28 protein-coding genes are annotated in these 23,785 nt (G+C 64.1%); 6 read left to right on the top strand and 22 right to left on the bottom strand.

Going from position 1 to position 23,785, the window contains the following annotated elements:
- Nucleotides 1–30: 30 nt before the first annotated feature.
- From SLT36_RS04670 to SLT36_RS04650, 5 genes are all read right to left on the bottom strand, one after another.
- Entirely contained in the window at nucleotides 31–447 is a 417-nt protein-coding gene (locus SLT36_RS04670) for a CopD family protein (protein WP_067956108.1), read from the bottom strand.
- Nucleotides 444–773 carry a DUF3817 domain-containing protein gene (locus SLT36_RS04665; RefSeq protein WP_432286088.1) on the bottom strand — a complete coding sequence of 110 codons (330 nt, stop codon included), beginning with the start codon at nucleotides 771–773 and terminating at the stop codon, nucleotides 444–446. Before SLT36_RS04665 ends, SLT36_RS04670 begins: the two co-directional genes overlap by 4 nt.
- 75 nt (nucleotides 774–848) lie before the next feature.
- Complete coding sequence (locus SLT36_RS04660; RefSeq protein ID WP_432286087.1) at nucleotides 849–1,484, bottom strand: class I SAM-dependent DNA methyltransferase; 636 nt, start codon at nucleotides 1,482–1,484, stop codon at nucleotides 849–851.
- On the bottom strand, nucleotides 1,481–2,290 hold the full coding sequence (locus SLT36_RS04655; RefSeq protein WP_154386737.1) for an amino acid ABC transporter permease: 810 nt from the start codon (nucleotides 2,288–2,290) through the stop codon (nucleotides 1,481–1,483). Before SLT36_RS04655 ends, SLT36_RS04660 begins: the two co-directional genes overlap by 4 nt.
- Entirely contained in the window at nucleotides 2,287–2,646 is a 360-nt protein-coding gene (locus SLT36_RS04650; RefSeq protein WP_432286085.1) for a winged helix-turn-helix transcriptional regulator, read from the bottom strand. The genes SLT36_RS04655 and SLT36_RS04650 overlap by 4 nt, the downstream gene beginning before the upstream one ends.
- Nucleotides 2,647–2,722: 76 nt before the next feature.
- On the opposite strand from SLT36_RS04650, the gene SLT36_RS04645 reads away from it, so the two are divergent.
- Complete coding sequence (locus tag SLT36_RS04645) at nucleotides 2,723–3,172, top strand: hypothetical protein (protein ID WP_432286083.1); 450 nt, start codon at nucleotides 2,723–2,725, stop codon at nucleotides 3,170–3,172.
- Here the strand turns inward: SLT36_RS04645 and SLT36_RS04640 are convergent.
- The 3 genes from SLT36_RS04640 to rplS form a co-directional block, all read right to left on the bottom strand.
- Nucleotides 3,154–3,951, bottom strand: a complete 798-nt coding sequence (locus SLT36_RS04640; RefSeq protein ID WP_432286081.1) for a basic amino acid ABC transporter substrate-binding protein — start codon at nucleotides 3,949–3,951, stop codon at nucleotides 3,154–3,156. The two genes, SLT36_RS04645 and SLT36_RS04640, sit on opposite strands and share 19 nt — an antisense overlap.
- Nucleotides 3,952–4,108: 157 nt before the next feature.
- Nucleotides 4,109–4,627: a GNAT family N-acetyltransferase gene (locus tag SLT36_RS04635; RefSeq protein ID WP_432286080.1), complete on the bottom strand. Its 519-nt coding sequence runs from the start codon at nucleotides 4,625–4,627 to the stop codon at nucleotides 4,109–4,111.
- Nucleotides 4,628–4,694: 67 nt separating this feature from the next.
- Complete coding sequence (rplS, locus tag SLT36_RS04630; RefSeq protein WP_192313151.1) at nucleotides 4,695–5,231, bottom strand: 50S ribosomal protein L19; 537 nt, start codon at nucleotides 5,229–5,231, stop codon at nucleotides 4,695–4,697.
- A 362-nt stretch (nucleotides 5,232–5,593) separates the two neighbouring features.
- Here rplS and SLT36_RS04625 point away from each other — a divergent pair, with 362 nt between their 5' ends.
- Nucleotides 5,594–6,349, top strand: a complete 756-nt coding sequence (locus SLT36_RS04625; protein ID WP_432286079.1) for a sulfite exporter TauE/SafE family protein — start codon at nucleotides 5,594–5,596, stop codon at nucleotides 6,347–6,349.
- A 75-nt stretch (nucleotides 6,350–6,424) separates the two neighbouring features.
- On the opposite strand, the gene trmD is transcribed toward SLT36_RS04625, so the two are convergent.
- Complete coding sequence (trmD, locus tag SLT36_RS04620) at nucleotides 6,425–7,126, bottom strand: tRNA (guanosine(37)-N1)-methyltransferase TrmD (protein ID WP_192319786.1); 702 nt, start codon at nucleotides 7,124–7,126, stop codon at nucleotides 6,425–6,427.
- On the bottom strand, nucleotides 7,123–7,719 hold the full coding sequence (rimM, locus tag SLT36_RS04615) for a ribosome maturation factor RimM (protein ID WP_432286078.1): 597 nt from the start codon (nucleotides 7,717–7,719) through the stop codon (nucleotides 7,123–7,125). The genes trmD and rimM overlap by 4 nt, the downstream gene beginning before the upstream one ends.
- 69 nt (nucleotides 7,720–7,788) lie before the next feature.
- On the opposite strand from rimM, the gene SLT36_RS04610 reads away from it, so the two are divergent.
- Together SLT36_RS04610 and SLT36_RS04605 are read left to right on the top strand one after the other, a co-directional pair.
- A complete protein-coding gene (locus SLT36_RS04610) occupies nucleotides 7,789–8,727 on the top strand; it encodes a tyrosine recombinase XerC (protein WP_432286077.1) in 939 nt (312 codons plus the stop codon).
- A gap of 122 nt (nucleotides 8,728–8,849) precedes the next feature.
- Nucleotides 8,850–9,920, top strand: a complete 1,071-nt coding sequence (locus SLT36_RS04605) for a TraB/GumN family protein (RefSeq protein WP_432286076.1) — start codon at nucleotides 8,850–8,852, stop codon at nucleotides 9,918–9,920.
- Here SLT36_RS04605 and SLT36_RS04600 read toward each other — a convergent pair.
- Entirely contained in the window at nucleotides 9,917–10,387 is a 471-nt protein-coding gene (locus tag SLT36_RS04600) for a DUF2867 domain-containing protein (RefSeq protein ID WP_432286075.1), read from the bottom strand. The two genes, SLT36_RS04605 and SLT36_RS04600, sit on opposite strands and share 4 nt — an antisense overlap.
- A gap of 189 nt (nucleotides 10,388–10,576) precedes the next feature.
- Between SLT36_RS04600 and SLT36_RS04595 the strand changes: the two genes are divergently transcribed.
- Nucleotides 10,577–10,930 (top strand): hypothetical protein, encoded by a 354-nt coding sequence (locus SLT36_RS04595; RefSeq protein ID WP_083948376.1) that lies wholly within the window; start codon nucleotides 10,577–10,579, stop codon nucleotides 10,928–10,930.
- Nucleotides 10,931–11,007: 77 nt separating this feature from the next.
- On the opposite strand, the gene lpdA is transcribed toward SLT36_RS04595, so the two are convergent.
- From lpdA to mdh, 11 genes are all read right to left on the bottom strand, one after another.
- On the bottom strand, nucleotides 11,008–12,414 hold the full coding sequence (lpdA, locus tag SLT36_RS04590; protein WP_432286074.1) for a dihydrolipoyl dehydrogenase: 1,407 nt from the start codon (nucleotides 12,412–12,414) through the stop codon (nucleotides 11,008–11,010).
- A gap of 26 nt (nucleotides 12,415–12,440) precedes the next feature.
- Nucleotides 12,441–13,196: an SDR family oxidoreductase gene (locus SLT36_RS04585; protein ID WP_432286073.1), complete on the bottom strand. Its 756-nt coding sequence runs from the start codon at nucleotides 13,194–13,196 to the stop codon at nucleotides 12,441–12,443.
- Nucleotides 13,193–13,687 (bottom strand): hypothetical protein, encoded by a 495-nt coding sequence (locus SLT36_RS04580; protein WP_432286071.1) that lies wholly within the window; start codon nucleotides 13,685–13,687, stop codon nucleotides 13,193–13,195. The genes SLT36_RS04585 and SLT36_RS04580 overlap by 4 nt, the downstream gene beginning before the upstream one ends.
- Nucleotides 13,687–14,331: a LysE family transporter gene (locus tag SLT36_RS04575; protein ID WP_432286069.1), complete on the bottom strand. Its 645-nt coding sequence runs from the start codon at nucleotides 14,329–14,331 to the stop codon at nucleotides 13,687–13,689. The genes SLT36_RS04580 and SLT36_RS04575 overlap by 1 nt, the downstream gene beginning before the upstream one ends.
- Complete coding sequence (locus tag SLT36_RS04570) at nucleotides 14,328–14,786, bottom strand: VOC family protein (protein ID WP_432286067.1); 459 nt, start codon at nucleotides 14,784–14,786, stop codon at nucleotides 14,328–14,330. The genes SLT36_RS04575 and SLT36_RS04570 overlap by 4 nt, the downstream gene beginning before the upstream one ends.
- A gap of 35 nt (nucleotides 14,787–14,821) precedes the next feature.
- Complete coding sequence (locus SLT36_RS04565; protein WP_432286066.1) at nucleotides 14,822–15,235, bottom strand: MAPEG family protein; 414 nt, start codon at nucleotides 15,233–15,235, stop codon at nucleotides 14,822–14,824.
- Between the two features lie 126 nt (nucleotides 15,236–15,361).
- Nucleotides 15,362–16,633: a 2-oxoglutarate dehydrogenase complex dihydrolipoyllysine-residue succinyltransferase gene (odhB, locus tag SLT36_RS04560; protein ID WP_067956082.1), complete on the bottom strand. Its 1,272-nt coding sequence runs from the start codon at nucleotides 16,631–16,633 to the stop codon at nucleotides 15,362–15,364.
- A gap of 22 nt (nucleotides 16,634–16,655) precedes the next feature.
- Nucleotides 16,656–19,646 (bottom strand): 2-oxoglutarate dehydrogenase E1 component, encoded by a 2,991-nt coding sequence (locus SLT36_RS04555; protein ID WP_432286064.1) that lies wholly within the window; start codon nucleotides 19,644–19,646, stop codon nucleotides 16,656–16,658.
- A 121-nt stretch (nucleotides 19,647–19,767) separates the two neighbouring features.
- Complete coding sequence (sucD, locus tag SLT36_RS04550) at nucleotides 19,768–20,664, bottom strand: succinate--CoA ligase subunit alpha (RefSeq protein WP_115730175.1); 897 nt, start codon at nucleotides 20,662–20,664, stop codon at nucleotides 19,768–19,770.
- Between the two features lie 4 nt (nucleotides 20,665–20,668).
- Nucleotides 20,669–21,865, bottom strand: a complete 1,197-nt coding sequence (gene sucC, locus SLT36_RS04545) for an ADP-forming succinate--CoA ligase subunit beta (protein ID WP_432286062.1) — start codon at nucleotides 21,863–21,865, stop codon at nucleotides 20,669–20,671.
- A gap of 12 nt (nucleotides 21,866–21,877) precedes the next feature.
- The gene (gene mdh / locus SLT36_RS04540) at nucleotides 21,878–22,846 is read right to left on the bottom strand and encodes a malate dehydrogenase (RefSeq protein ID WP_115730173.1); all 969 of its coding nucleotides are present in this window, start codon (nucleotides 22,844–22,846) and stop codon (nucleotides 21,878–21,880) included.
- A 229-nt stretch (nucleotides 22,847–23,075) separates the two neighbouring features.
- Between mdh and SLT36_RS04535 the strand changes: the two genes are divergently transcribed.
- Nucleotides 23,076–23,534 (top strand): GNAT family N-acetyltransferase, encoded by a 459-nt coding sequence (locus tag SLT36_RS04535; protein ID WP_432286061.1) that lies wholly within the window; start codon nucleotides 23,076–23,078, stop codon nucleotides 23,532–23,534.
- Nucleotides 23,535–23,785 lie beyond the last annotated feature (251 nt).

The raw sequence follows: 23,785 nt of genomic DNA, 5'->3' as shown, positions 1-23,785 counted from the left end.
TGGTTCCCCGCCCTGAACAGCCCGCTTCGCTCAGAACGGCTTGATGATCACCAGCCCGACAATGCCGAGCAACAGCAGGCCAACCAGCCAGTGCAGCTTCAGCACGATGCCGGCAGGCTTCGCCAGCCTGGCGCCTGCGAGCTGCCGCAACTGGCCCGACAGCACGCCATGCAGGCCCGACATCGCCACGACAAGCGCCAGCTTGGCGTGCAGCCAGGCGTCGCCGAAAGAGCCGAGGTCATAAGCGAGATAGAGCCCCAGCGCCCAGACGATCATCATCGCCGGCGTCGACAGCATCGAGAAGCCGGCGCGCAGCTGCGCCGCCTGCCGTGAATCGATGCCGCCATTCCGGGCCATGTGCGACAATGCCAGCGGCACTGATATCATGCCTGACAGCCAGACCACCATCGCCACGACATGCAAGGACTTGATGACGAGATAGCTCATTGCCCTGCCGTCTGGTTGGCCGCCCTGGCGGCGAGGAAGCGATCATTGATGAAGGTGCCGAAGGGCACGAGGCAGGCGAGGCCGGTGCGCAGCATCTCCCTGGGCGACCAACCGCCGCCGGAGAAATTGTCGACCAGGCACACGACGTAGAAGACGAAGGCGAGGCCGTGGACCGGCCCGGCCGCGCTGACGATTGCGGGATAGCGGGCCAGATGTTTCATCGGGACAGCAAACAGCACGAGGAAAAGCAGCGTGCTTCCCTCGAACAGGCCCGCGAAGCGCAAGCGGGAGAGTGGATTGGAGAGGATCTTGCGGATGGTTTCCATGCCGCGAGATTTGTCCGCGGCCGTGCCGCTCGCAACCGTCCATCCGGTCGCAGAGACCGAATGACGCGCGACATTTCAGACAACCCTGAATATATACGCCTTGACCAGCACATCCGGTTCGGCCACGGCAAAGGCCCGGAAAGCAGGGCTCTCCTCGACCGCCTGCCATCTTCCGGTCGCCACAAGTTCAGTGAACTTATCCTGGAAACCGCCCGCTTCCAGGACCACGTCGCGGACAGTGAAGATGACGAAGCCACCCGGCCGCGTGATCCGGACCAACTCGTCCAGGCTCGATGCCGGCGCATGGCCCGCCGTGAACACGCCGGTCGAGAAGACGGCGGCGAAATGCCGGTCGGCCCAAGGCAACGGACCGCCGAGTGCGGCCTGCGTCAGCGCGCTGTAGCCGCCGCGTGCCCGCGCCAGTTCGAGCATTTTCTCGGAGAAGTCGAGCCCTTCGATGTCGTCATATCCAAGCGCCTGGAGATACGGCCCCGACAGTCCGGTGCCGCAACCGGCATCGAGCAGCGGTCCTTCGCCCTTGGGCACGTGCCGCGCCACCCACGCCGCGATCACGAAGGGCAAGCAGTATCCCAGCGCCGCTGTCTCGGTGTCGTAGCCGTTCGCCCAGGCCGCATAGGCCGCCGCCAGCTGCATTTCTGTCTCTGCCGCATAGACCATGTCGAGCGCAGTCTTGTCGGCACCTCCGGTCATGGCGTGAAATCCCTGCGCATCCGCCGCTCCAGCGCCCGCAGGCTGAGCGACAGCCCGACGGTCAGGAGCAGGTAGACATAGGCTACGATGGAGTAGGTCTCGAAGAAGCGGAATGAGCCCGAGGCATAGACCTTGGCCATCTGGGTGATGTCGGCGACGCCAAGCACCGACACCAGCGAGGAATCCTTCACCATGGCGATAAAGTCGTTGCCATAGGGCGGCAGGATGGTCCTGAATGCCTGCGGCCAGACAATCAGCCGAAAGCGCTGGGTGCGCGACAATCCCAGCGCCTTCGCCGCCTCGATCTGGCCGACATCGACGGCCTGGATGCCCGCGCGGAAGATTTCGGCGATGAAGGACGAATAGGCGATCGTGAGCGCGATGATCGCCCGCCACAGTAGCGAGAAGTCGCGCACCTGCATCGGCTCGACCAGCCCCGCCGATTGCAGCGGTAGCGTCACCCAGTTCCACGCCACGACGAAGGCCGGCGCACCGACGAAAGCGATCCAGAACAGCAGCACCAGGATCGGCAGGCCGCGAATGATCTCGACATAGAAACGCGAAACCTGGCGCAGCAGCTTGGAATTCGACAGCCCGAGCAGGGCGATGAGCAGCCCGAGCGCCGAGGCCATGGCGAAGGCGACGATGGTGACGAAAAGTGTTACCCAAAGCCCTTTGACGAGGGTCGACAGGATCTGGCCGTAGACGTCGCTGGCCGCGATGGTCACCGCCGAAACCACACCGATCGCCACGGCAGCCACCAGCCACCACGGGAAATCGTCCTTCTTGACCCGGTACTGGCTCATGCTGCGTCCTGCCGCAGCCCGGCAAAAGAATGCGGCAGCGTCTCGAACTGGTCGAGCAGGGCGACCACCCGGCGACCGCCCGCCGTCAACGAATAGACGACGCCGCGCGGGAAAGCTGAAACTGCGTCGCGCTCGACAAGGCCGCGTCTCAACAGGCCGTCCAACCGCTCCGACAGCACCTTGGCGGTGACCCCGGGCAGCCGTGCCATCAGGTCGCCATGCCGCTTCGCGCCCACCGACAGCCGCCACAACACCAGCGCGTTCCAGCGATGGCCGAGAAAAGAGAGCCAGTCTTCAACCGGACATAGCTCCGGCCGTCGCGGCATCGGCACCTCGCGCTCGCTGGTCGCGGTCATCTCTGCACTCATTCGGGGTACCCATTTGGATAGTTCTGCAACGGCATGTTCTGGTCGCCGAAACAGGAGAAAGCCAATGTCATCAAAAGTCTACCGGCCGGCCGACATGAACGAAACTTTTGCCGCCATCCGCAACAGCGGCGATGTCGAGGCTCTGCTTGGGCTCTACGAGGAAGATGCCCGCCTGCTGGTCGATGCCGGCGGCGAGGGCCTTGCCGGCAAGGCCGGCATCGCCGAAGAACTTGGGCGGCTCGTGCGCATGCCCGGCACGATGGGTCGCAAAACACCTTCTGCGTCGAGCATGGCGACCTGGCGCTGCTGCGCGCCGATTTCGCGATCGTCGATGAGGAAGGCACCCTCTATTCCGGCTTCACTGCCGAGATCGTGCGCAGGCAGGCCGACGGCACGTGGCTCTATGTCGTCGACCATGCCGGCGCCAGCCGCTACCGAGCCTAGGCTCGACCAACAGTTTGCCGTCTCCGCCAGGTGGAGGAGACGGCAGCGCAATCACTGGCCCATCTTGTAGTCGAGGAACCACTTCTTGTTCAGCTTGTCGAAGGTGCCGTCAGCCTTCAGCGCCGCGATCGCCTGGTTGATCGGAGCGACGAGGTCCGAACCCTTCTTGAAGATGAAGCCGAAATCCTCGCTGCCCAGCGGCTCGCCCACCACCTTGAGCTTGCCTTCCGAGGCGTCGACATAACCCTGGGCGGCGACGCTGTCGGTCAGCACGAGGTCGACGTCTCCGGCCTTGAGCGCCTGCACGGTGGCGCCGAAGGTCTCGAACAGCTTGATGCGCGGGTTCTGCTCGTTGCCGTCGAGAATTTCGTAGACGGCGGTGTAGAAAGGCGAGGTGCCCGGCTGTGCCGCGATCAGGCCGTCCTTGAGCGCGCCGAAACTTTTGGCATCGGTGAAGCGGCTTTCGTCGGCGCGCACCAGCATGAACTGCTGAGAGCGCATGTAAGGATCGGAGAAGTCGACCTTCTCCTTGCGCTCGTCCTTGATGGTGATACCGGTCATGCCGATCTGGTACTGGCCGTCCGACACCGCCTGGATCATCGCGTCCCACGAGGTGTTCTGGTACTCGATCTTGAAGTTCAGACGCTTGGCGATCTCGTCCATCGCGTCGTACTCCCAGCCGATCTGCTTGCCGGTCTTGGGGTCGATGAACTGCAGCGGCGGATAGGCATTTTCGGTCACCACGACGACCGACTTGCCGCCAAGATCCGGCAGGCTCTGGGCCATGGCGGCCAAGGGCAGAAGCACGACAGCCAGCGCGCCGGCCAGCGACAGTTTGAAATTGGACATGATGCGTTCCCCGAAAACACAGGACCGGCGGCGCCGGTCGATTTGCGCCAGACTTTAGCCGTCCCAAGCGTGCTTGCAAGCATGGACGATGCGCTGGCACAGCCGAATGCACTGTATCTGTTTCGCTTTTGGCCCGTTTGCGAAACAAACCCCGGCCTCAGCCACCCGGCTGGTAGATCAGCAGATGCTCGTCATGAAACATGCCGTCGACGAGAAGTGCCCTCGGCTCGACGCCGTAGCTGACGAATCCAAGACCGAGATAGAGCCTGAGTGCCGGCAGATTGTCGGCGATCACATGGGCATGCAGTGCAAGGCCGCGTTCGGTCGCATGGTCGATCACCTGCCGCACCAGCGCCCGGGCGGAACCCGTGCCGCGCCAGGCCGGATCGACATAAACGCCGAACATCGCGCCCTTGTGCCGTGTCTTGCGCCGCTTGTCGCCGATGAAGGTCGCGACGCCGACGAGCTCGCCATCGCCAAACACGCCATACACTGCATCGGGTTCGGCAAGGCTGATCCGCGCCTCGAAATCGGCGTCGGTCAGGTGCGCCTCGTCTTCCGGGCTCGAGCTGAAGGCGAGCGGCGCATTCACAAGTGCTGCGCGCCTCAGCTCACGAAAGGCAGCGCCCTCGCCCGGCACCAGCCGCCGAACAATGAAATCCCGCGTGCTCGCCATCAAATCCTCTCCGAAACGAAAAAGGGCGGCACGAGGCCGCCCTTTCGAAATCTGGTAGCGACAGCGATTACTCGGCGGCGGCTTCAGCTGCCTTGGCGGCCTCGGCTGCTGCCTTCTTCTCGGCGGCTTCCTGAGCGGCCTTCTCGGCGGCCAGCGCCTGGGCTGCGGCAACCTTCTCGGCTTCGATACGGGCCTTCTCGGCGACCAGCGCGGCACGCTCGGCGTCGTTCAGCTTGCGGGCGCGGACGCCGGTGTTCTCGGTGATACGAGCCGACTTACCGCGACGATCGCGCAGGTAGTAAAGCTTGGCGCGACGCACCTTGCCGCGACGGACGATCTCGACGCCCTCGATCATCGGCGAATAGACCGGGAACACGCGTTCCACGCCTTCGCCATAGGAGATCTTGCGGACGGTGAAGTTTTCCTGGAAGCCCGAGCCGGCGCGCGCGATGACGACGCCTTCATAGGCCTGGACGCGGGTACGCGAGCCTTCGGTGACGCGCACCTGGACGCGCACGGTGTCGCCCGGCTGGAATTCCGGCAGGGTGCGCTTGGCTTCGATCTTGGCGGCCTGTTCGGCCTCGAGCTGGCGGATGATATCCATCTCAAAAATCCACTTCTTGTTCTTCCGACAGCCAGAGCGCCCAACGCTCGCCTTGCAGTTCCAAATGACCGCTTGGGTATGCCTTCTTCCCTTGCGGGCCTTCTGGCAGGGGCGACTACACCGTCACTGTTGACGGGTCCGGTCGATTATTCGTCCGGTTCGGGCGGGCACATAGCGCTATTTCGGCCATTTGTCACGCCTTTGCCGCTTCTTTTTTACGCGCCTTGCGTGCAGCGGTCCAGCGAAGGATGGCGGCCGGCGGCCACAAAGCCAGTTTCGCCGAGGTATGGGACAACATGCCTTGCCTTCCCTGCGTCAGCTTCCTAGAGAGCAACGAACGCAAACCACCTCTCAGGCAGCCCGTGTCCCTCGTCACAATTGGCATCCTCTTCCTCGCCGGCTTCCTATCGGGAGTCGTCAATGCCATCGCCGGCGGCGGCACCTTCCTGACTTTCGGCGCCATGACCATGCTCGGCGTCCCGCCGATCTCGGCCAACGCCACCTCGTCGATCGCCCAGTTCCCCGGCTACATCACGTCGACCTGGGCCTACCTGGCCGACATCAGGCAGATGTGGCGCGGCGCCGTCGCCTTTGCCATCATTTCGGCCGTTGGCGCGCTGGCCGGAGCGCTCATCCTGCTCTCGCTCGACAACGTCGCCTTCGGTGCGCTCGTGCCGTGGCTTCTGCTCGCCGCCACCGCCCTCTTTGCCGCCGGCCCGTGGCTGCGCCCGAAGAAGCTCGCCGCGCGCGCCGCTGATGCACCGGCCTCGCTCGCCGGCCGCATCGTTCAGTTCTTCACCTCGATCTATGGCGGCTTCTTCGGCGCCGGCATGGGCGTGATGATGCTGGCCACCCTCGGCCTCACCGAAGGCGGCGACTACCACCGCCTCAACGCGTTGAAGAACATGCTCTCAATCGTCATCGCCGCGGTTGCCATCATCATCTTCGCCTCGGGCGGTGTCGTCGCCTGGACCCATGCCGCGATCATGGTGCCGGGCGTCGCGCTCGGCGGCTACGCCGGCGTCTGGACCGCCCGCCGCGTCCCCCAAGCGCTCGTACGCATCTTCGTCGTCGCGGTCGGGCTGTTTCTTGCGGGCTATTACTTCACAAAAGGCTGAAGCGCCGTCGCTTCTCAGCTCTCCCCGTTCACGGGGAGAGGGTGCTCACAGGCAGATGAGGGGCGGGGCTAACGCCTAGCCCTTCTTCCCCGCACGCCCGGCCCACAAATCCGGTCGTCGTGCCTGCGTCAGCTTCTCGGCCTCCGCCCGCCGCCATTTGGCGATCTTTCCGTGATTGCCCGAGGTCAGCACCTCGGGGATGGCGCGGCCCTCGAACTCCTGTGGCCGGGTGTAATGCGGGTGCTCGAGCAGCCCACCCTCAAAGCTCTCTTCGTCACCCGAGACGTCGTTGCCCATCACGCCGGGCAGAAGCCGCACCACCGCGTCGAGCAGCACCAGTGCTGCCGGCTCGCCGCCGGAGAGGATGAAGTCGCCAACTGAAATCTCTTCCAGCTCGCGTGCATCGATCACGCGCTGGTCGACGCCTTCAAAGCGCCCGCACAGGATCACAGCACCAGGCCCCGCCGCCAGCTCGCGCACCCGCTCCTGGGTCAGCGGCTTGCCGCGCGGGCTCATCAGGATGCGCGGACGTTCGTCACCCTCGGGCGAAGCGTGGTCGACGGCCTTGGCGATGATGTCGGCACGCAGCACCATGCCGGCGCCGCCGCCGGCCGGAGAATCGTCCACGGTCCGGTGCTTGTCGGTGGCGAAGTCGCGGATCTGCACCGCCTCCAGCGCCCAGTCGCCGCGTTCCATCGCCCGCCCGGCCAGGGACAGCCCCAGCGCGCCCGGAAACATTTCCGGATAAAGCGTGAGCACGGTTGCTCGGAACATCAGCGATTGCCCCCGGCGTCCTTCGGGCCGCGCGGCCGTTTGTCGAACTCGCCATCGGAGGGTGCGTCTTCGTCGTCCTCGTCATCGACAAGTCCGGCCGCCACAGTGTCGATGGCCACGAAGCCGCCTGATACATCGACGACCGGCACCGCGGCCTGGGTGAACGGGATCAGCACACCCTTGCGGCCCTGGTACTGGATTTCCAGAATGTCGCCGCCGCCATAATTCTGCACGGCAAACACCTTGCCCACCGGTGCGCCGGTTTCATCGCGCACCTGAAGGCCGACCAGGTCGGCGTGATAGAACTCGCCCTCGTCACCATCGTCGGGCAGCGCCGAACGGTCGACGAACAGCTCCGTGCCCGTCAGCGCCTCGGCCGCATTGCGGTCGGCCACGCCCTTGAAACGCACCACCACCACCTCGTTGGCAGGCCGGATCGCGGCGATCTCGAAAGCGCGCCCGTCCCTGGCATAGAGCGGGCCGTAGTCGGCCAAAGCCAGCGGGTCGCCGGTAAAGGTCTTGACCCGCAACTCGCCCTTGATGCCATGGGCGGCGCCGATCACGGCCATCTGGATAGGATTTTGGGGTTTGGCCATCGCCTGCTTCACTGCTTGTCAACTTCACGCGTTCAACACTGCCATATTCCAATCGGACGCCCGCTGCCAATGCAGGAATTCCTCATCGCCGCAAAACCCGACCTGCAGGCCGCCCGCGAAGGCTGGCTGAAGGCGCTTGCCGGAGAACGTCGCCTCTCGGCAGCAACGGTCGATGCCTATGAGCGCGACACACGCCAGTTCCTGCAGTTCCTGACCGGCCACAATGGTGGCCCACCCGGCATTTCCGACATCAGCGACCTGCGCCCGGCCGACCTGCGCGGCTTCCTTGCCTCGCGCCGCGCCGACGGCGCCGGTGCCCGCACGCTCGGGCGCGGCCTTGCCGGCGTCCGCTCGCTGCTGCGCTTCCTCGAACGCCAGGGCCTGGTCAATGCAGCCGGTTCGTCGGCACTCAGGGCGCCGAAGCAACCGAAATCGCTGCCCAAGCCCCTCACCGCAGTCGATGCCAAGCGTGTCGTCTCGGCAGGCGAACAGCTCGCCGAAGAGCCATGGATCGCCGCGCGCAATGCCGCCGTGCTGACCCTGCTCTATGGCTCAGGCCTGCGTATTTCCGAAGCACTCAACCTGTCCGGCGCGGAACTGGCCTCGCCTGCCGACACCGTGCTGCGCGTTTCGGGCAAGGGCGGCAAGACCCGTCTCGTGCCGGTTCTATCAGTCGCACTCCAGGCAGTCGCCGAATACCGCAAGCTCTGTCCCTACCATCTTGGTCCCGACAGTGCCCTGTTCCGTGGCGCGCGCGGCGGTCAGCTCGATCCGGCGATCATCCAGCGCGAAATGCGCAAGATGCGTTCGGCGCTCAATCTGCCCGACACGGCAACCCCGCATGCTTTGCGCCATTCCTTTGCCACCCACCTGCTCGGCCGCGGCGGCGACTTGCGCACCATCCAGGAACTGCTCGGCCACGCCAGCCTGTCGACGACCCAGATCTACACCGGCGTCGACACGGCGCGGCTGCTGGAAATCTACGAAGCCGCCCACCCGCGTGCCTGACGCCTCGTCCGAAAGTCGCCCCCGATTTCCGGAGCATATTTCGCCTGCAACAGCTCTTGCAGCTCGACAATTGTCACCACCGCATTAACCGTTTTGCCGTTTTTGACCGTTACACCAGCAGCATGACACGTCTCGCTGCCATTGCCGATCGCACCTCGCTGTTGTCGTTGAAGCTGCTTGCAGCGCTCAACATGCTGTTCTTCATCCTGTTCTTCGCCATCGCCTTCCTGCTCGCCGACAAGGCACATGCCGAGGCGCCTGTTTGCACTGGCTCCGACATGCTGGCCGAGTTGCAGAAGAGCGACCCGGCAGCGCTCGCCAGGATCGAAACCGAGGCCAGGGACACGCTCAACGGCCAGGGCCTGTTGTGGAAGCTGGAAAAGCCCGGGCAGAAGCCGTCCTGGCTCTACGGCACCATGCATGTCACCGATCCGCGCGTCACCGTGCTTGAGCCGGCGGCGCAAAAGGCCTTCGACGGATCGCACACGCTGGTCATCGAAACCACTGATGTGCTCGACCAGCAGGCGATGGTCGCCGGCCTGATGAAACAGCCCGAATTGATGATGTTCACCGATGCGACGACATTGCCGTCGTTGCTGTCGGCAGAGGAAGCAAAGATCGTCAATGCGGCGCTGGAAGCGCGCGGCATCCCGCCGGCAAGCGTGACCAAGATGAAGCCGTGGATGCTGTCGGCGATGGTCGCCCTTCCAGCCTGCGAGCTCGCCCGCAAGTCCGGCGGCGCGCCGGTGCTCGACATCCTCTTGGCCCAGCAGGCCAAGGCGGCCGGCAAGCAGGTCAAGGGCCTCGAAAGTGCGGCCGACCAGCTCTCGGCGATGGCGTCGCTGCCGATCGAATTCCATATCAAGGGCCTCGTCGAAACCCTCAAGCTCGGCAACCGAATGAACGACGTCATCGAAACGATGGTCGTGCTCTACCAGCGCGGCGACACCGGCATGTTCTGGCCGCTGTTCCGCAATGCGCTGCCGAGTTCAGCCGGCGACGAAACCAGCTATGCCGCCTTCGAGGAAGCGATGGTGACGACGCGCAACAAGACCATGGTCGAGCGCGCCGGGCCGCTCGTCGGTCCGGGCGACGCCTTCATGGCCGTCGGCGCGCTGCACCTGCCCGGCCCCGCCGGGCTGGTCGAATTGTTCCGCAAGGCCGGCTACACGGTCACCGTCGCCGACCGCTAAACCTTCGCCACCTGCGCCAGCATCGCCGGCACGATGATCTTGTGGAACGGCGTGACGATGGCCAGGTAGACCCGCCCGAACATGTTGTGCGGCTTGACCAGCGTCAGGGCGCTGACTTCCTGGCGTCCTTCGCCCATCTCCCTGACCTCGACCAGCAGCCGGAAGTCGAGATGCCGATCGTCCAGTCCAAGGACGATCTGCGAAGCGGACTGATCGATGACGGGGAACATCCCCTTTCGCTCAGCGGTCGATATGTCCTCCTCGCGCGTCTTCAGGCCGAACGGCCGGACGAGAACGTGGCGCAGCGCCATCAGCGCGCCGATCCAGGCCGGCTTCCTGCCGAAGGCCCGACTGGCGGACGTCGCCGCGTCGAGGGATTGCCCTGTCACGATAATGACGAAACGGTCGGAGAAACTCGCGCCGGGCAACAGGTCATCTGTGTTGGCAAGGCTTGGCATCACGGGCATGGTCTTGGCCTCTGCTCACTGCAACCTGGCCGAGCTTATTCCTGATTCACCGCCTTTGAAGCGTGGCGAAACGCCGCCGCTGGAACGTTCGTTTTGAAATTTTCACGTCGAAGTGAAACCGAAAGGCGCCTCGCGCGTTGATTGCGATGTTCACGCAACGATTGCGGAGCGCAGCTGAGGGAGATCTCAATGGTGAACAATCCAGATCCAGGACGCCCGGCCGGCCAGTCGAGCATGGGCAGCACGTGGCTGATAGCCATCATCGTCGTGCTGCTCGCAGCGGTGGCCTACTACATATTCGGTCCCAAGACCGCCGAAGCTCCGGCACCCGCCGAGCCACCGGCAGCGACGGCCCCGGCACCAGCTCCGGCCGAACCTGCTGCTCCGGCACCGTCGGGCACGATGGCGCCCGCGCCTGCTGAACCGGCCCCCGCGCCGGCACCTGCCGAGCCTGCGCCCGCACCGGCCACTCCGGCTCCGGCCGAGCCAGCGCCTTCGGGCGGCGGCACAACGGCTCCGGCCCCGGCACCTTCCGGCGGCTGACGGCCAAAGCTGACATGAAAACGGCCCGCTCATCGAGCGGGCCGTTTTCACATCGCTTCGAAACGAACTGCGGACTATCACATGTGGATCGGCTTGAAGAAGGTGGCGAGTGCCGCTTCCTTCACCGCTTCCGACATCGTCGGGTGGGCATGGCAGGTGCGGCCGAGATCTTCCGACGAGCCGCCGAATTCCATCAGCACCGCCGCTTCGTGGATCATTTCGCCGGCGCCGAAGCCGACGATATGCACCCCCAGCACCTTGTCGCTGTCCTTGTCGGCCAGCACCTTCACGAAGCCGTCGGTGTGCAGCATCGCGCGGGCACGGCCGTTGGCCGTGAACGGGAATTTGCCGACCTTGTAGGCTACGCCCGCTTTCTTGAGCTCTTCCTCGGTCTTGCCGACCGAAGCCACTTCGGGGCTGGTGTAGACCACACCGGGTATGACGTCGTAATTCACATGGCCGGCCTGGCCGGCGATGATCTCGGCAACCGCCACGCCCTCGTCCTCTGCCTTGTGTGCCAGCATCGGGCCGACGACGACGTCGCCGATGGCATAGATGCCGGCGACGTTGGTGCGCAGGTGGCCATCAGTCTTGACCCGACCGCGCTCGTCCATCTCGACGCCGGCTTCCTTCAGGCCGAGGCCATCGGTGTAGGGGCGGCGGCCGGTGGCGACCAGCACGACATCGGCTTCGATGGTCTCGGCGGCGCCACCTTTCACCGGCTCGAAGGTCACGGTCGCGCCCTTCTTGGCCTTGGCGACACCCGTCACCTTGGAGCCGAGCTTGAACTCGAAGCCCTGCTTGGCCAGCATGCGCTGGAACTGCTTGGCAACGTCGCCGTCCATGCCACCCAGGATGGTGTCGAGATATTCGACCACGGTCACCTTGGCGCCGAGGCGCGCCCAGACCGAGCCGAGCTCGAGGCCGATGACGCCGCCGCCGACAACCACCAGATGAGCAGGCACCTTTTCCAGCAACAGGCCGCCGGTGGACGAGATGATCACCTTCTCGTCGAACTCGACATTGACGCCCGGAATGCCGGCGACGTCGGAGCCAGTGGCGATGACGATGTTCTTGGTCTCCAGTTCCTGGGTCTTGCCGTCGGCCCCGGTCACGGCAACCTTGCCGGCGCCCAACACCTTGCCGATGCCCTGGAAGCTTTCGATCTTGTTCTTCTTGAACAGGAACGACACGCCGTTGACGTTGGCCGCGACGGTCGCATCCTTGTGCGCCATCATCTTCTTCAGGTTCATCTTCGGCGTGCCGACCTCGACGCCGAGCGCGTCGAAGGAATGCTGCGCCTCGGCCAGCATTTCCGACGCATGCAGCAGCGCCTTGGAGGGAATGCAGCCGATGTTGAGGCAGGTGCCGCCGAAGGTCGCGTTCTTCTCGACCACGGCGACCTTCAATCCGAGCTGCGCCGCCTTGATGGCGCACACATATCCGCCTGGGCCCGAGCCGATTACGACGACGTCATATGCCATTGTTCTTTCCTTCTTGCCTGGGGCGGTCAGCGGCCGCCGCTCACGTTCAAAATCGAGCCCGTCGTATATGATGCCTCATCCGACAAAAGCCAGATGACGGCATGGGCAACTTCTTCAGCCTTGCCTTCGCGTTTCATCGGCACGAGGCCGCGAATGACGGAGATCCGGTCCGGCTGTCCGCCCGACGCGTGGATTTCAGTGTCGATGATGCCGGGACGCACCGCGTTGACGCGCACACCCTCCGTTGCCACTTCCTTGGCAAGCCCGATGGTCAAGGTGTCGATCGCGCCCTTGGAGGCGGCATAGTCGACATATTCGCCGGGCGAGCCGAGCGAGGCGGCCGCCGACGAGATGTTGACGATGGCGCCACCCGCGCCACCATGCAGGCTCGACATGCGCTTCACCGCCTCGCGGGCGCACAGGATCGAGCCGACGACGTTGATGCGCATCATGCGCTCGAGTCTGAAGGCGCTCATCTCGTCGACGCGCGCCTTCATGTCGACCACGCCGGCATTGTTGACGAAGGCGTCGAGCCGGCCATAGGCGCGGTCAACCTCGGCAAACATGGCGAGCACGTCGGCCTCGTTGCCGACATCGCCCTTGATGGCAAGGGCTTCGGCGCCTGAGAGTTTCAGTTCGGCCACCAGGGCGTTTGCAGCGGCATCGTTCGAGACGTAGCTGAACGCCACGCGGTAGCCGGCGCTGGCCGCCAGCCTGCAGATCGCAGCGCCGATGCCACGGCTGCCGCCAGTCACCAGCAACACTTTTCCCTGAGCGCTCATTCCTGGCACCCCTTCAGCTCGAACACGTCCCACGGCACTTTGGAAAAGCCATCCGGACCATAGGCCGCAGATGTCCTGAGCCCATGGCCGAGATCGGAAAAGATCAGTTTCTTCGGCGCTGCCGCCGCGATGCGCTCGCGTGGCAAAAGCCCGACATTGCCCTGCTCATCGACGCTGTAGATCACCCCCTGCCATACCGTGCAGGCTTCGATCTCCTCGCCGGTCACGTCGCCTTCCGGGCACTGGTGCATCAGCATGCCGTTCGGCCGCGCCACGTCCTGCGACCACATCACCACGCCGTCGAGCACGATGGAATTGTCCATCACCATCTTGAAGCTGTTGGTCACTGTTGCCGATTCCAGCGTCGGCCGGAAGTCGATCTCGGCGGCACCGTCGCGGTCGCCATAGACGGCAAGCTCGATCGGGCATGCCGCTTGCGCCACCGTCGCCGACAGCACCGCAACAGCCGCGATAAGTGCCTGAAGCCGCATCAGCCGGCCTGCACGGTCGCGAGCTTCACGCCAAGCCCGATGAAGATCATGCCGGTTACCTTGTTGAACCAGCGGCCCCAGGCGACGAAGCCCTCGCGCACCGAGGCCATGGTGAAGAACATCGACACGCCGACAAACCATGTAATCAGCACCACGGCCATCAGCAGCCCGTAGACGCCCTTCACCGCGGCGGGCGTCTCGTGGCTGACCATCGCCGTGAACAGCGGCAGGAAGAACAGCACCGCCTTGGGGTTGAGCGCATTGGTGACGAAGCCCGTCAGGAAGCAGCGCACAGCAGAAATTTCCCGGGTCTCACTTGCGCCCGCCTGCACCTCGACTGACGCCATCTCCATCGGCCCGGCACGTAGCGCCTTGATGCCGAGATAGAGCAGGTATGCGGCACCGGCCCACTTGATCAGCGAAAACAGCAGCAGCGACTTCGACACGATCAGCCCGATGCCGAGGATGGTGTAGCTGACATGAAACAGCAGCGACACGCCGATGCCGAAGCTGGTGATGATGGCGGCGCGGCGGCCATGCACGATGCTCTGGCGCACCACCATGACGAAATCGGCACCCGGCACCACCATCAGCACCGAGAACACGGCCAGCAGGCCGGCAAATTCGAACGCATATTGCGTCATGCCTTGTCACTCCCCGACTGCGCGCCCAGTGATGCATTGCCCAAGGGCGCATTGAACGCCCAGACATGACCGAACGGATCCTGAATCTTGGCGTAGCGTGCGCCCCAGAACATGTCGTCTGGCTCCATCACAGTCTTCGCACCAGCCGCCACCGCGCGCTCGACCGCCTGGTCGACCTCGCCGGGCAGCTTCAAATTGATGTTGACGGTCATGCTGGCGCCGCCGCGGGAGAGCGGCGACAACACATCGCCGCCGAATTCGGGAAACTCGTCATGCAGCATCACCTCGCTGCCGAACATGGCGAGGTTGGCATGCAGCACGCGCACGCCGTCATCGGCCATCTGCTCGAAGGTCTCGACCGCGTCGAACGCCTTTTCGTAGAAGGCGATCGCCTCCTTGCCCTGCTTGACGCAGAGATGGACTTGGATCGGGGGAATGTCGGGTTCGAAAGCCATGCGACCGTCTCTTTCGGTTTCTTCAGGCAGCGATGTTACGTCATCAGGCGCACGACCATCAGGACCAGCCCGGCGATCGAAACGAACCAGACGAGCGTACGCAGCACCGGAATTCCGGCCACGTACAGCAAGGCATAGACAAGGCGGGCGACGATCCAGATCACGGCGCCCAGGGCACCCAGTTCGCCTGTCTTGCCTGTCACCGCCAGCGCCAACGCCAGCGCGATGAAGGCGGGATAGGTCTCCAGCATGTTGTTGAGCGACCGGATCAGACGCCCCGAAACGATGCTCTTAGGCACGCGGCCGTCGTCACGCGAACTGAGCAGATACTTGATGCTGAAATCGCCCGACAGGTCGAGCGAAAGCGCCTGCACCAGTATGTGCGCGATCAGCAGCACGACACTCCAGCCCAGAACCCAGATTTCAGTCGATGCTGCTGCGGCTTCCATCACCACTACCGCCCTCGAAGCGCAAGATAGCTGATCAGTACGGCGTCTCCGGCCGCTGGCAAGTCCGGCATTAGCTCAGGAAAGCAAAGGGGCCAGGTCAGCCGGGCCCCTTGAAGCCTTTTTCGATCAGAGGTCGAGAACCAGACGCTCCGGATCTTCCAGGCTGTCCTTGACGCGGACCAGGAAGGTCACGGCTTCCTTGCCGTCGACGATGCGGTGATCGTAGGACAGTGCAAGATACATCATCGGGCGGATGACGATCTGGCCGCCGACAACGACCGGACGGTCCTGGATCTTGTGCATGCCGAGGATGCCCGACTGCGGTGCGTTCAGGATCGGCGTCGACATCAGCGAGCCGTAGACGCCGCCGTTGGAGATGGTGAAGGTGCCGCCCTGCATGTCGGCGACCGACAGCTTGCCATCGCGCGCGGCGAGACCGAGGCGGCCGATTTCCTTCTCGATCTCGGCGATCGACATCTGGTCGGCATCGCGCACGACCGGAACCACCAGGCCCTTTTCGGTGCCGACGGCAACGCCGACATGGGCGAAGTTCTTGTAGATGATATCGGTGCCGTCGATCTCGGCGTTGACGGCCGGGATTTCCTTCAGCGCATGGGTCACCGCCTTGGTGAAGAAGCCCATGAAGCCGAGCTTCACGCCATGCTTCTTCTCGAAGATGTCCTTGTACTTGGTGCGCAGCGCCATCACCGCGCTCATGTCGACCTCGTTGAAGGTGGTCAGCATGGCAGCCGTCGACTGCGCTTCCTTGAGGCGGCGCGCGATCGTCTGGCGCAGCTTGGTCATGCGCACGCGCTCTTCGCGCGGAGCGTCTTCGGTTGACGAGGGAACGCGTGCCGCAACCGGTGCGGCGGCAGCGGCCGGTGCAGCGGCGGGCGCCGAAACGCCCTTGGCAATGGCTTCAAGCACGTCGCCCTTCAGCACCTGGCCGCGCTTGCCGGAGCCGGCGACCTGGTCGACCGACAGGTTGGTCTCGGCCAGAATCTTGGCAGCTGCCGGTGCCGGCGGCATCTTGCGTTCTTCGATGGGCGGCGAGCCGGCAACCGATGCGGTCTGCGCGACAGCTTCCTTGACGGTCGATGCCGCGTTCGGCGCCGACGCCTGGGCGACAGCTGCGGGCTTGGCAGCGGGCACGGCGCCATCTCCGGCACCGATGGTGCCGAGCAGCGCGCCGACGCCGACGGTTTCGCCTTCCTTGACGGTCAGCTCGACCAGCACGCCGGCGGCAGGCGCCGGCACTTCGATGGTGACCTTGTCGGTCTCGAGCTCGACCAAAGGCTCATCGGCGGCGATCACGTCGCCGGCCTTCTTGAACCACTTGCCGATGGTTGCCTCGGAAACGGATTCGCCGAGGGTAGGGACACGGATTTCGGTAGCCATTTTTTGCCTGTCCGTTCTTTGTTTATTCGCCGAGGGCGTCGTCGAGGAATGCCTGGAGCTGCGCCAGGTGCTTGGACATCAGGCCCGTCGCCGGGGAGGCGGCAGCCGGACGGCCGGTGTAGCGCACGCGCTGGTGCTTGGCGTCGATATGGGCGAGCACCCATTCCAGATACGGGTCGATGAACGACCAAGCGCCCATGTTCTTGGGCTCTTCCTGGCACCACACCATTTCGGCGTTGCGGAAGCGGCTGAGCTCGGTGATCAGCGCCTTGGCCGGGAACGGATAGAGCTGCTCGACGCGCAACAAATAGATGTCGTCGATACCGCGCTTTTCGCGCTCCTCGTAGAGGTCGTAATAGACCTTGCCGGTGCACAGCACGACGCGGCGGATCTTCGAGTCCTTGACCAGCTTGATCGGCTGATCGCCGAGATACTGGGCGTCGTCCCACAAGAGACGGTGGAACGAGCTCTCGCCCGAGATCTCCGACAGCGACGACACGGCACGCTTGTGGCGCAGCAGCGACTTCGGCGTCATCAGGATCAGCGGCTTGCGGAAGTCGCGCTTCAGCTGCCGGCGCAGGATGTGGAAGTAGTTGGCCGGCGTGGTGACATTGGCCACCTGCATGTTGTCTTCGGCGCAGAGCTGCAGGAAGCGCTCGAGGCGCGCCGACGAGTGCTCGGGACCCTGGCCTTCATAGCCGTGCGGCAAGAGGCAGACGAGACCCGACATGCGCAGCCACTTGCGTTCGCCAGACGAGATGAACTGGTCGAACACCACCTGGGCGCCGTTGGCGAAGTCGCCGAACTGCGCTTCCCACAGCGTCAGCGCTTTGGGCTCGGCGAGCGAGTAGCCATATTCGAAGCCAAGCACGGCTTCTTCCGAGAGCATCGAGTTGATGACCTCGTAACCGGCCTGCGCCGCCGACAAATTGTTGAGCGGGATGTAGCGGTTTTCGTCACGCTGATCGTAGAGCACGGTGTGGCGCTGCGAGAAGGTGCCGCGCTCGGAATCCTGGCCCGACAGGCGGATCGGATTGCCGTCGAGCAGGATCGAGCCGAACGCCAGCGATTCCGCCGTTGCCCAGTCGATGCCTTCGCCCGATTCGATCGCCTGGCGGCGGTTTTCGAGGAAGCGGCCGATGGTGCGGTGGACTTCGAAGTCCTTCGGCACCTCGGTCAGCTTCTTGCCGATTTCCTTCAGCGTCTTTACCGGCACCGCGGTCTTGCCGCGGCGCTGTTCGTCCTGGTTGTCGGCCGTGCGCATGCCCGACCACGCGCCATCAAGCCAGTCCGCCTTGTTCGGCTTGTAGGCCTGGCCCGCCTCGAACTCGGCTTCAAGGAAGCCGCGCCAGTCGGCGCGCATCTTGTCGACCTCGGCCTGGTTCATCAGGCCTTCGGCCATCAGCTTCTCGGCATAGGTCTGCACCGTGGTCTTATGGGTGCGGATGTTGCGGTACATGATCGGCTGCGTGAAGGCAGGCTCATCGCCTTCGTTGTGGCCGAAGCGGCGGTAGCAGAACATGTCCACGACAACCGGCTTGTGGAACTTCATGCGGAACTCGGTCGCGACCTTGGCCGCGAACACCACAGCTTCCGGATCGTCGCCGTTGACGTGGAAGATCGGCGCCTCGATCATCTTGGCAACGTCGGACGGATAGGGCGACGAACGCGAGAAGCGCGGGTTCGTCGTGAAGCCGATCTGGTTGTTGATGATGAAGTGCAGCGTGCCGGCGACGCGATGGCCACGCAGGCCCGACAGGCCGAGGATTTCGGCGATCACGCCCTGACCGGCGAATGCCGCATCGCCGTGCAGCAGAAGCGGCATCACCTTGGCGCGCTCTTCCTGCGGCACGATCTCGCCGCGGGCGCGGCCGAACAGCTGGTCCTGCTTGGCGCGTGCCTTGCCCATCACCACCGGATCGACGATCTCGAGATGCGAGGGGTTGGCGGTCAAGGACAGATGGACCTTGTTGCCGTCGAACTCGCGGTCCGACGAGGCACCAAGGTGGTACTTCACGTCGCCCGAACCCTCGACGTCGTCAGGCGCGTAGGAGCCGCCCTTGAACTCGTGGAACACCGCGCGATGCGGCTTGGCCATGACGTTGGTCAAGACATTGAGGCGGCCGCGGTGGGCCATGCCGAGCACGACCTCCTTGAGGCCGAGCGAACCGCCGCGCTTGACGATCTGCTCAAGTGCGGGGATCAGCGACTCGCCGCCGTCGAGGCCGAAGCGCTTGGTGCCCTTGTACTTGACGTCGATGAACTGCTCGAAGCCCTCGGCCTCGATCAGCTTCGACAGGATCGCCTTCTTGCCCTCGGGCGTGAACTCGATCGCCTTGTCCGGACCTTCGATGCGGGCCTGGATCCAGGCCTTTTCCTCGGGATCGGAGATATGCATGAACTCGACGCCGAGCGTCGAGCAATAGGTGCGCTTCAGGATCTCGAGCATCTCGCGGATGGTCGCGTATTCGAGGCCCAGCACATGATCGATAAAGATCGGCCGGTCGTAGTCGGCGGAGGTGAAGCCATAGGCCTCAGGCGACAGCTCGTTATAATCCTCGAGCGGCTTGGCGATGCCGAGCGGGTCGAGATTGGCATGCAGGTGGCCGCGCATGCGGTAGGCGCGGATCATCATGATGGCGCGCACCGAGTCGCGCGTCGCCTGCAGCACATCGGCCTTGGACGGCTCGGTGCCGGTTGTGGCGACAGCCCTGTCCTTGACCTTCTTCTCGATCAGCTTCTCGACCATGCCCCAGTTGCCGTCGAGCGCGGAAACCAGTTCGCCATTGGCCTGCAGCGGCCAGCTCGGCGTCGACCACGAGGCGCCCTTGGCGTTCTTGCGGATGTCGCCGGCGTCGTCCTTCAGCGCGCCGAAGAAGTCGCGCCACTCCTGGTCGACCGCTTCAGGGTCGTCGAGATAGGCGGCGTGCAGCGCCTCGATATAGTCGGCATTGCCGCCATAGAGGAACGAGGTGAGGGAAAATTGGTCGTTGGCCTGATCGGATCGTGCCATCTTTGTCCTGCGGAGCCTCTGGCTCCTCTCCTGTTTTGAAGGGAGTAGCGCAGTAAGGCAGTAGGGCAATGATCTGGAATTCCTACTGCCTGTACTGCCCTACTCCCCTATTCACTTGGCCTTAGCCCTTGATCGCCTCGACCAGCGTGGTGCCGAGACGTGCCGGCGACGGCGACACGCGGATGCCCGCTGCCTCCATGGCCGCGATCTTGTCTTCCGCGCCGCCCTTGCCGCCGGAGATCACTGCACCGGCATGGCCCATGGTACGGCCTTCCGGTGCGGTGCGTCCGGCGATGAAGCCGGCCATCGGCTTCTTGCGGCCGCGCTTGGCTTCGTCGATGAGGAACTGCGCTGCATCCTCTTCGGCCGAGCCGCCGATTTCGCCGATCATGATGATCGACTTGGTTTCGTCGTCGGCCAGGAACATCTCGAGCATGTCGATGAATTCCGTGCCCTTGACCGGGTCGCCGCCGATGCCGACTGCCGTCGACTGGCCGAGACCGGCATTGGTGGTCTGGAACACCGCCTCATAGGTAAGCGTTCCCGAGCGCGAAACAACGCCGACCGAACCCTTGCGGAAGATGTTGCCCGGCATGATGCCGATCTTGCATTCGTCGGGCGTGACGATGCCCGGGCAGTTTGGGCCGATCAGGCGCGACTTGGAGCGGTCGAGGCGCGCCTTGACCTTGATCATGTCGGTGACCGGGATGCCTTCGGTGATGCACACGATCAGCGGGATCTCGGCGTCGATCGCCTCGATGATCGCAGCAGCGGCACCTGCCGGCGGCACGTAGACGACGGACGCATTCGCGCCGGTCTTTTCCTTGCCTTCGGCAACTGTCGAGAAGATCGGCAGCGGCACGGAACCGTCCCACTTCTCGCCGCCCTTCTTGGGGTGGATGCCGCCGACCATCTTGGTGCCGTGATAGGCCAGCGCCTGTTCGGTGTGGAACGAACCGGTGTTGCCGGTCAGGCCCTGCACCAGGATCTTGGTGTTCTTGTCGATGAGAATGGACATTGGCTCAGTTTCCCTTCACCGCAGCGACGATCTTCTTCGCCGCGTCGTCGAGGTCGTCGGCCGAGATGACGTTCAGCCCGCTCTCGTTGATGATCTTCTTGCCCAGCTCGACATTGGTGCCTTCGAGGCGCACAACCAGCGGAACCTTGAGGCCGACTTCCTTGACCGCGGCGATAACGCCCTCGGCAATGACGTCGCACTTCATGATGCCGCCGAAGATGTTGACCAGGATGCCTTCGACGGCCGGGTCGGCGGTGATGATCTTGAACGCCGCCGTCACCTTCTCCTTGGAAGCGCCGCCGCCGACGTCGAGGAAGTTGGCAGGCTCGGCACCGTAGAGCTTGATGATGTCCATCGTCGCCATCGCCAGGCCGGCGCCGTTGACCATGCAGCCGATGTTGCCGTCAAGCGCGACATAAGCGAGGTCGTATTTCGACGCCTCGATCTCCTTGGCGTCCTCTTCGGTGGTGTCGCGCAACTCCAGCACGTCGGCGTGGCGGAACAGCGCATTGTTGTCGAACGACACCTTGGCGTCGAGCACGCGCAGGCGGCCGTTCTTCATGACGATCAGCGGGTTGACCTCGAGCAGGCTCATGTCCTTCTCGACAAACGCCTTGTAGAGGATCGGGAACAGGCTCTCGCCGTCCTTGGCCGCCTCGCCCGAAAGCTTCAGCGCCGAATTCAGCGCCTTGAGGTCTTCAGCCGTCACGCCCTTTTCCGGGTCGATCGCAACGGTGATGATCTTCTCCGGCGTGTCATGGGCGACAGCCTCGATGTCCATGCCGCCCTCGGTCGAAACGACGAAGGCGATGCGGCCGACCGAACGGTCGACGAGGATCGACAGATACAGCTCGCGGTCGATGTCGGCGCCGTCCTCGATGTAGAGGCGGTTGACCTGCTTGCCCGCCGGGCCGGTCTGCTTGGTCACCAGCGTGTTGCCGAGCATTTCCTTGGCAAACGCCACGACCTCGTCGACCGACTTGGCGAGGCGCACGCCGCCCTTGGCATCGGCCGGCAGTTCCTTGAACTTGCCCTTGCCGCGGCCGCCGGCGTGGATCTGGCTCTTCACGACGTAGAGCGGGCCCGGCAGCGCCTTGGCGGCAGCTTCCGCTTCCTCGATCTTGAACACCGGCACGCCGTCAGCGACGGGAGCACCGAAACCCTTGAGCAATTGCTTGCCCTGATACTCGTGGATGTTCATGCCCGTTGTCCCTTACTTCTTGGCGAGGTTCGGTGCGATGGCGACGCAGGCCTCGCACAGGCCCTTCACCGCTTCGACCGACTTCTCAAACATCTTCTGCTCGGCCTTGTTGAAGTCGAGCTCGATGATGCGCTCGACGCCACCGGCGCCGATCACCACGGGAACGCCGACATACATGTCCTTGACGCCATACTGGCCCGACAGGTGCGTCGCGCAGGGCAGCACGCGCTTCTTGTCCTTGAGATAGGCTTCGGCCATCTGGATCGCCGACGAGGCCGGCGCGTAGTAGGCCGAGCCGGTCTTGAGCAGGCCGACGATCTCGCCGCCGCCCTTGCGGGTGCGCTCAACGATGGCGTCGAGCTTGTCCTGGCTGGTCCAGCCCATCTTGACGAGATCAGGCAGTGGGATGCCGGCAACGGTCGAATAGCGCACCATCGGCACCATATCGTCGCCGTGGCCGCCCAGGGTCATCGCCGATACGTCTTCGACCGAAACCTTGAACTCTTCCGACAGGAAGTAGCGGAAACGCGCCGAGTCGAGCACGCCGGCCATGCCGACGACGTGGCTCTTGGGCAGGCCCGAGAACTTCTGCAGCGCCCACACCATGGCGTCGAGCGGGTTGGTGATGCAGATGACGAAGGCCTTCGGGGCATACTTCTTGATGCCGGCGCCGACCTGTTCCATGACCTTGAGGTTGATGCCGAGCAGGTCGTCGCGGCTCATGCCGGGCTTGCGCGGCACGCCGGCGGTGACGATGCAGACATCGGCACCCTCGATGCCGGCATAGTCGTTGACGCCGGTGTAGCGCGAGTCGAAGCCATCGACCGTCGAAGACTGGGCGATATCGAGACCTTTACCCTGCGGGATGCCTTCGGCAATATCGAACATGACCACGTCGCCGAGGTCCTTGAGGCCAACCATATGGGCGAGCGTGCCGCCAATCATGCCGGAGCCGATGAGGGCTATCTTGTTGCGTGCCATGAAGGAATTTCCCTTTGCCTGTAACGACGCCGTGGCGGCGGGGTGGAGTAGGTTTGGGCCAGAGAGGCCGCGGAAATGCAGCCAGAAATAGCGGCTCGCAATAGCTCCATGGCCAAAAAAATTCAACCGATTATTTTGACCTCAACTTTTTCAATCGGTTAGAAACAACGGGATTTACGTAAACGTCAAAGTTTTGTGACGACTTTACGAAGAAATGGTGAAGAGAACGATGCCTCCCCTCGAGATCCGCAGACTGGGTCCTGGCGACGAACGCTTGTTCGATATCGTCGCCGCAGACGTCTTCGACGAGCCGGTCGACCCGCTCCGCCTGAAGGCCTGCCTCGCCTCCCCGGGCCATCTGCTCTTCGTCGCCCTCGATGATGGCCAGGTTGTGGCGCAGGCAGCCGGCATGATCCACCACCATGTCGACAAGCCGTCGGAGCTCTATGTCGACGAGGTCGGCGTCTCGCCGGCCTGGCAACGCCGCGGCATTGCCAACCTCCTGATGGACGCCCTCTTCGCCGCCGGTCGCGAGGCGGGCTGCGCGGAAGCCTGGCTCGGCACCGAACCCGACAACCTCCCCGCCCGCGCCCTCTATGACGGGCGCAAGGAGCCGGCCGAGCCGGTGGAGACGTTTGTGATGTATCTCTACAATCTGAAGGAAGGAACGGCGGGGAAGGCGACCTGATCCAATTGCGGGCGCGAGGATGGCATTTCCACTCGTTCGCGCATTTCGGCTTCCACCGCCGTGATCCTTCGCACCCCCCTCTGGCCTGCCGGCCATCTCCCCCACAAGGAGGGAGATCACGCCTTAATGCGCGTCTCGGCCAACCACAGTCGATGCAAGAGTCTTCCCAGCACAGAACGGGCGCCGCCGCCGGCGAGACTAATCTCCCTCCTTGTGGGGGAGATGCCCGGCAGGGCAGAGGGGGGTGCGAA

This window comes from Aminobacter sp. BA135 (assembly GCF_050859125.1).
In the GTDB taxonomy this organism is placed as follows: Bacteria; Pseudomonadota; Alphaproteobacteria; order Rhizobiales; family Rhizobiaceae; genus Aminobacter; species Aminobacter ciceronei.
The sequence above is the reverse complement of the archived record's forward strand: the minus strand, read 5'-3'. Positions and strand labels throughout refer to the sequence as shown.